The following is a 4,875-nucleotide window of genomic DNA, read 5'->3' as shown; positions in this document are numbered from 1 at the left end:
CATCCAGCACTTGGCGGGCATGAAGGACTCCAAGGTGATCGTGGCGATCAACAAGGACCCGGAGGCGCCGATCTTCAGTGTGGCCGACTATGGGCTGGAGGCGGATCTGTTCACGGCCGTGCCGGAGCTGGTCAAGGCGCTGTAAGGCGCCTGGCGTGCATCAGTAGCCGTTGGCAACACGCACCGCGCCCGCAGGGGCGTTGGTGTACGCACCACCACCACCGCCGTTCGGGCGGCTGTCGCGCTCGTGGTCGCTGCGGTAGCCCTGGCCCTGCAGCGCCACGGGCGTGCCCACGGCCGGTGGCTGCGCGCGCGTGAAGCGGCGCAGCGAGCCATCGTCCATGCGCACCGCCACCTGGTACACCGTGCGGGTGCGCGAGCGTTGCTCCACCTGGTGGCCCACATAGCCGCCGCCCACGGCGCCCAGCACCGTGGCGGCTGTGCGGCCGCTGCCCTTGCCGATCTGGTTGCCCACCACGGCACCAAGCACACCGCCAGCGACCGCGCCCACGCCGGTGGCGGGTTCGGCCTGCTGGATGGCCTGCACCGATTCGACCCGGCCGCAGGTGCTGCACACCGGCGCGCGCTGCGCCATCTGCGTCGTACCGCCGGCCAGGTTCGCACGCTGGGGCTGGAATGGCTCGGGCATGGGCGCAGGCGCAAGCTGCGCCTGGGCACCGGCCTGGGGTGATACCAGCCCCAGCGGCGACTGGCCGGGCGCGGCACCCTGCAGCGATGGGGCCACCACGGCAGGGCTGGCCGCTGTTGCAGCGACAGCAGGAACGTCAGCGGGGCGGTGCTGTACTACCAGCGTGGTACCCAGGGCCACCACACAGGCCCCAAGGGACGCGATGGCGACCCACATCCATGTCATGGGCGATGGGGTGGAAGGCACGGTGCGCACATCGGACGGCTGCAGGGTGACAGGGCTGTTCATGGTGTTTCTTTTCTTTCTGCGCGCATGTGCGCCATTCCTGGGTTCAATCTTGTTCGGGGCCACGACCTGGTGAGTGCACAACGCGGCCCATGGACGCACGGTATACAGGCCACGATGCCCGACTTTGTCTGCTTTGTAAGGGTCGGTAAGAAGTGCTGCGCCGACCCCGCAAGGTGCAGAGCCCTGGGGTACACATTTGCCATTGCTTACAGCGCCAAGCGACACAGTCCGCTTGCCCAGTCAAGGCACGATCGCCACGTCCGCACCGTCCTGGGGCACGGGATGCGCCGGGGCGCGACTCCTGCGCACCTGCAGCCCCGCCTCATCCAGGGCCCGGGCGCAACTGGCGGCGAACAGCAGCACGGCCGACGAAAAATAGATCCACATCAGCAGCACCACCAGCGAGCCGGCCGCCCCGTACGCGGAAACGACCGCCGCCGTGGAGAGGTACCAGGCCAGCAGTTGCTTGCCGATGGTGAACAGGGTGGCGCCCACCACCGCGCCGGCGATCAGGCAGCGCAGCGGCGGTTTGCGCCCGGTGCCGATGCGCATCAGCCCGACGAACAGCGCCACGGCAAAGCCGAAGGCCACCACCTCGTTGACCACCTGCAGGATGGGACCGAGCGGCGCGATGGAGAGCCGGGCACCGGCCCAGCCAGCGAACAGGTTGATGAGGGTGGACATCGTGAGCGAGACCAGCAGCAAAAAGCCGATGGCGAGCACATAGGCCAGGCCACGCAGGCGCAGCGAGGCCATGTGCCACCACGCGGCGCGCGAAGGGTCCGGCTCCGAGCCTTGCCACAGGCGCGCCAGCGTCGACTGCAGTTCCACGAACACCCCGGTGGCGCCCGAGAGCAGCACGACGAAGCCGATCAGCGAGGCCAGGCGCCCCTCGGAAGGCTCCTGGGCGCTGGCCAGGGCCTGGCGCATGACGTCTGCCACGCGCTCGCCCATCACCGACTGCACCTGGTTCAGCAGGCTGCTTTCCAGGTAGCTGCGGTCCAGCCACCAGCCCAGCACCCCCACCAGCAACAGCAGCAGCGGCGCCAGGCTCAGCATGCCATAGAAGGACATGGCCGCACTCATGCGCAGGCCGTCGGCGTCCAGCCATAACTGCACTGCACGCCACAGCGGCATCACGGGCTGCACCAGGGGTTGGAGGCGCTTGGTGGCGCGCTGGATGCGGTCGGAAATGCTCATGCGCCAAGCATAGGAGGCCGGGCAGCGGACTTCCACCGGCCGGGCACGGAAGCCACTGTAGGCGCTGTCCCACAGGCGGCTGGGTCCATCGGCCACTTGTGGCAGGCTCATGCCATCTTCTCCAGGAGCCCCCGCCCATGCATGCCCCCAGCCTGACCCGATTGCGCAGCGTGCTGCAGGACCACATCGACCGCGGCATCCTGCCCGGCGCGGTGGCGCTGGTGCACCACCGCGGCCAGACGGTGCTGCACGACGCCCTGGGCGCACAGGCGCCCGGCGCGGGCGCACCGGCCATGGCGGCGGATTCGATCTTCCGCATCTACTCCATGACCAAGCCCGTGGTGTCGCTGGCCACGCTGATGCTCATGGAAGAAGGGCGCCTGCCCCTGTCCCACCCCGTGGCGCGCTACCTGCCCACCTTTGCCGGCCAGGGGGTGTTCGACCCCGCCACGGGCGGCATGGCGCCCGTGCGGCGTGACGCCACGGTGCACGACCTGCTGCGCCACACGGCGGGGCTGAGCTATGCCTGGGACACCGGCCCGGTGGCCCAGGCCTACCAAGCGGCACGCATCGGCTCGCGCCGCGATGGCAATGCGGCGCTGGCCAAGGCCATCGGGCCCCTGCCCCTGCTGCACCAGCCCGGCAGCTGCTGGGAATACAGCCGCGCCACCGATGTGCTGGGCGCCCTGCTGGAGGTGGTGGAGGGTGAGACCCTGGGCGCCGTCCTGCAGCGCCGGGTGTTCGGTCCGCTGCAGATGCACGACACCGGCTTTCACGTGCCGGCGGAGCAGTTGCACCGCCTGGCCGAACCCTTCGCGCGCGACCCGGCCACCGGCGCCGAGGTGGCGCTCAACGACGTATCGCGGCCGGCCGCGTTCGAGTCGGGCGGCGGCGGGCTGGTGTCCACGGCCGCAGACTATGCGCGTTTTGCGCGCCTGCTGCTGGCCGGCGGCACGCTCGACGGCGTGCGCCTGGCCAGCCGCACCACCGTGGCCTTCATGGCGGCCGACCACCTGGGCGATGGCATACCGGCCGCCGGGGACATCCTGCCCGAGGGCTACGGCTTCGGCCTGGGCGTGGCCGTGCGCCGCAGCGCCGGTCTGGCGCCCCACACCGCCTCGGTGGGCCAGTACGGCTGGAGCGGCATGGGCGGCACCTTCTTCCTGGTGGACCCTGCCGAAGACCTGGTGGCCATCTTGCTCACCCAGGCGCCCGGCCAGCTGCGCTATCTGTGCGAACTGTACCCGGCGCTGGTCTACGCTGCGCTGTAGCAAGCACAGGGCCCTGCTTTAAACTCGCCCCCAAGGGGCAAGAAAAGAATATGCAGATTCGCTGTGCACTGGTCGGCATGCCCGGCTCAGGCAAATCCACCATCGGCAGGCAGTTGGCGCACCGTGCGGGCGTGCCCTTCATCGACCTGGACCACCGGCTGGAGGAAGTGCTGGGCACAAGCATCCGCCAGTTCTTCGAGGAGCACGGCGAGGCGCGCTTTCGCGAGCTGGAGGCCGAGGAACTGGCCAAGGCGGCGGCGCAGCCCGGCGGCATGGTGCTCTCCACCGGCGGCGGCGCCGTGCTGCGCGCCGAGAACCGCGGCGTGCTGCGCGCCATGGGCCCGGTGCTCTACCTGCGCGCCTCGCCCGAAGAGATCTACAAGCGCGTCAAGCACGACCGCAGCCGCCCCCTGCTGCAGGGAGGCAACCCCATGGACAAGCTGCGCGCACTCTACGCCCAGCGCGACGGCCTGTACCGCGAGACTGCGCACTACGTGATCGAGACCGGCCGCCCCACGGTGCACATGCTGGTCAACATGATCATGATGCAGCTGGAGATGGCCGCGGGCACCGAGCAGGCGCCGCAGTAAGCAATAGGCCTCAACGCAGGGGCGAGGAATCGCTCCAGTGGAAGTGCACGCGCGGCTGGATGTCCGTGATCTCGGTGCGCAGCAGTGCGGCCAGGCGCGCCGCCTCGCGCTGGGTAAGCCGCGCCACGGTGGTCGACAGGCTCACGGCCGCGAACGCCCGGCCGCCCGCATCCACCACCGCATGGCCCACGGCGGCGGTGTTGGTGTTCAGGCAGCCGCCGCTGCGCGCATAGCCCAGGGCCTGGGTCTGGGTGAGCAGGGCGCGCAGCGTGGACTCGTCCAGCCCGCCATAGCGACCCAGCGTGGGCGCATTGGTGGCCAGGGCGGCTTCGATGAGCGCCTCGTCCTGCGCCGCCATCAGCGCCAGGCCGGCCGCGCCCACACCCAGCGGGCGGCGCCCGCCCACCGTGACCGACAGCGGCGGCTCCAGCCGCTGCACGTTGGTATGGGCATAGCAGACGGCCTCATGGCCGCTGAGCACGAACAGGTAGGCCGCATAGCCCGTGGCGTCGGCCAAGCGCTGCAGATTGGCCGTGAACAGCGGCGCCACATCGTGCCGGCCGCGCGCGGCCAGGCCGTGCTCGAACGGGCGGCGCCCCAGCACATAGCCCCGGCCCTCGGGCAGTGCCGCCACCAGGCGCGCGGCCATCATGTCCTGCAGCAGCCGGTGCACGGTGGGATGCGGGATGCCGGACTGGCGCGCGATGTCCGACAGCGACAGCCCGCGCGCGTCGTAGCGCGAGAGCTGGTCGAGGATGCGCAGCACGCGGTCGAGCACCAGGGTGGCCATGCTTGTTTGTCCATGCAGTGGAAAGAACGATTGTAGGAAACCGCCGGCCGGCCAAGAATGCGCAGATTCGAACAACCATCCCTGGAG

The 4,875-nt window shown here is 70.2% G+C and carries 5 protein-coding genes and 1 pseudogene; 3 read left to right on the top strand and 3 right to left on the bottom strand.

The genetic code is table 11. The features are described 5' to 3' along the window. Positions 1–145, top strand: a pseudogene (locus tag ACK59X_RS03330) (electron transfer flavoprotein subunit alpha/FixB family protein); the annotation flags it as partial. A 15-nt stretch (positions 146–160) separates the two neighbouring features. On the opposite strand, the gene ACK59X_RS03325 reads toward ACK59X_RS03330, so the two are convergent. Beyond that, the gene (locus ACK59X_RS03325; protein WP_409955159.1) at positions 161–937 is read right to left on the bottom strand and encodes a glycine zipper 2TM domain-containing protein; all 777 of its coding nucleotides are present in this window, start codon (positions 935–937) and stop codon (positions 161–163) included. Positions 938–1,177: 240 nt separating this feature from the next. Next, positions 1,178–2,074: a YihY/virulence factor BrkB family protein gene (locus tag ACK59X_RS03320; RefSeq protein WP_409955161.1), complete on the bottom strand. Its 897-nt coding sequence runs from the start codon at positions 2,072–2,074 to the stop codon at positions 1,178–1,180. Between the two features lie 200 nt (positions 2,075–2,274). On the opposite strand from ACK59X_RS03320, the gene ACK59X_RS03315 reads away from it, so the two are divergent. Together ACK59X_RS03315 and ACK59X_RS03310 are read left to right on the top strand one after the other, a co-directional pair. Continuing rightward, positions 2,275–3,408, top strand: coding sequence for a serine hydrolase domain-containing protein (locus tag ACK59X_RS03315; protein ID WP_409955157.1), 1,134 nt, complete (start codon positions 2,275–2,277; stop codon positions 3,406–3,408). A gap of 50 nt (positions 3,409–3,458) precedes the next feature. Further along, positions 3,459–3,998, top strand: coding sequence for a shikimate kinase (locus tag ACK59X_RS03310; protein WP_409955155.1), 540 nt, complete (start codon positions 3,459–3,461; stop codon positions 3,996–3,998). A 10-nt stretch (positions 3,999–4,008) separates the two neighbouring features. Here the strand turns inward: ACK59X_RS03310 and ACK59X_RS03305 are convergent, their stop codons facing one another. After that, on the bottom strand, positions 4,009–4,788 hold the full coding sequence (locus ACK59X_RS03305) for an IclR family transcriptional regulator (protein WP_409955153.1): 780 nt from the start codon (positions 4,786–4,788) through the stop codon (positions 4,009–4,011). Between the last annotated feature and the right edge of the window lie 87 nt (positions 4,789–4,875).

Source organism: Acidovorax sp. (assembly GCF_046339755.1).
Lineage (GTDB): Bacteria > Pseudomonadota > Gammaproteobacteria > Burkholderiales > Burkholderiaceae_C > Acidovorax.
The sequence above is the reverse complement of the archived record's forward strand: the minus strand, read 5'-3'. Positions and strand labels throughout refer to the sequence as shown.

What these genes read in the sequence shown, in the direction of transcription:
- ACK59X_RS03325 (WP_409955159.1), bottom strand. Translation starts at nt 937, where the DNA reads ATGAACAGCCCTGTCACCCTGCAGCCGTCCGATGTGCGCACCGTGCCT.
- ACK59X_RS03320 (WP_409955161.1), bottom strand. Translation starts at nt 2,074, where the DNA reads ATGCCGCTGTGGCGTGCAGTGCAGTTATGGCTGGACGCCGACGGCCTG.
- ACK59X_RS03315 (WP_409955157.1), top strand. Translation starts at nt 2,275, where the DNA reads ATGCATGCCCCCAGCCTGACCCGATTGCGCAGCGTGCTGCAGGACCAC.
- ACK59X_RS03310 (WP_409955155.1), top strand. Translation starts at nt 3,459, where the DNA reads ATGCAGATTCGCTGTGCACTGGTCGGCATGCCCGGCTCAGGCAAATCC.
- ACK59X_RS03305 (WP_409955153.1), bottom strand. Translation starts at nt 4,788, where the DNA reads ATGGCCACCCTGGTGCTCGACCGCGTGCTGCGCATCCTCGACCAGCTC.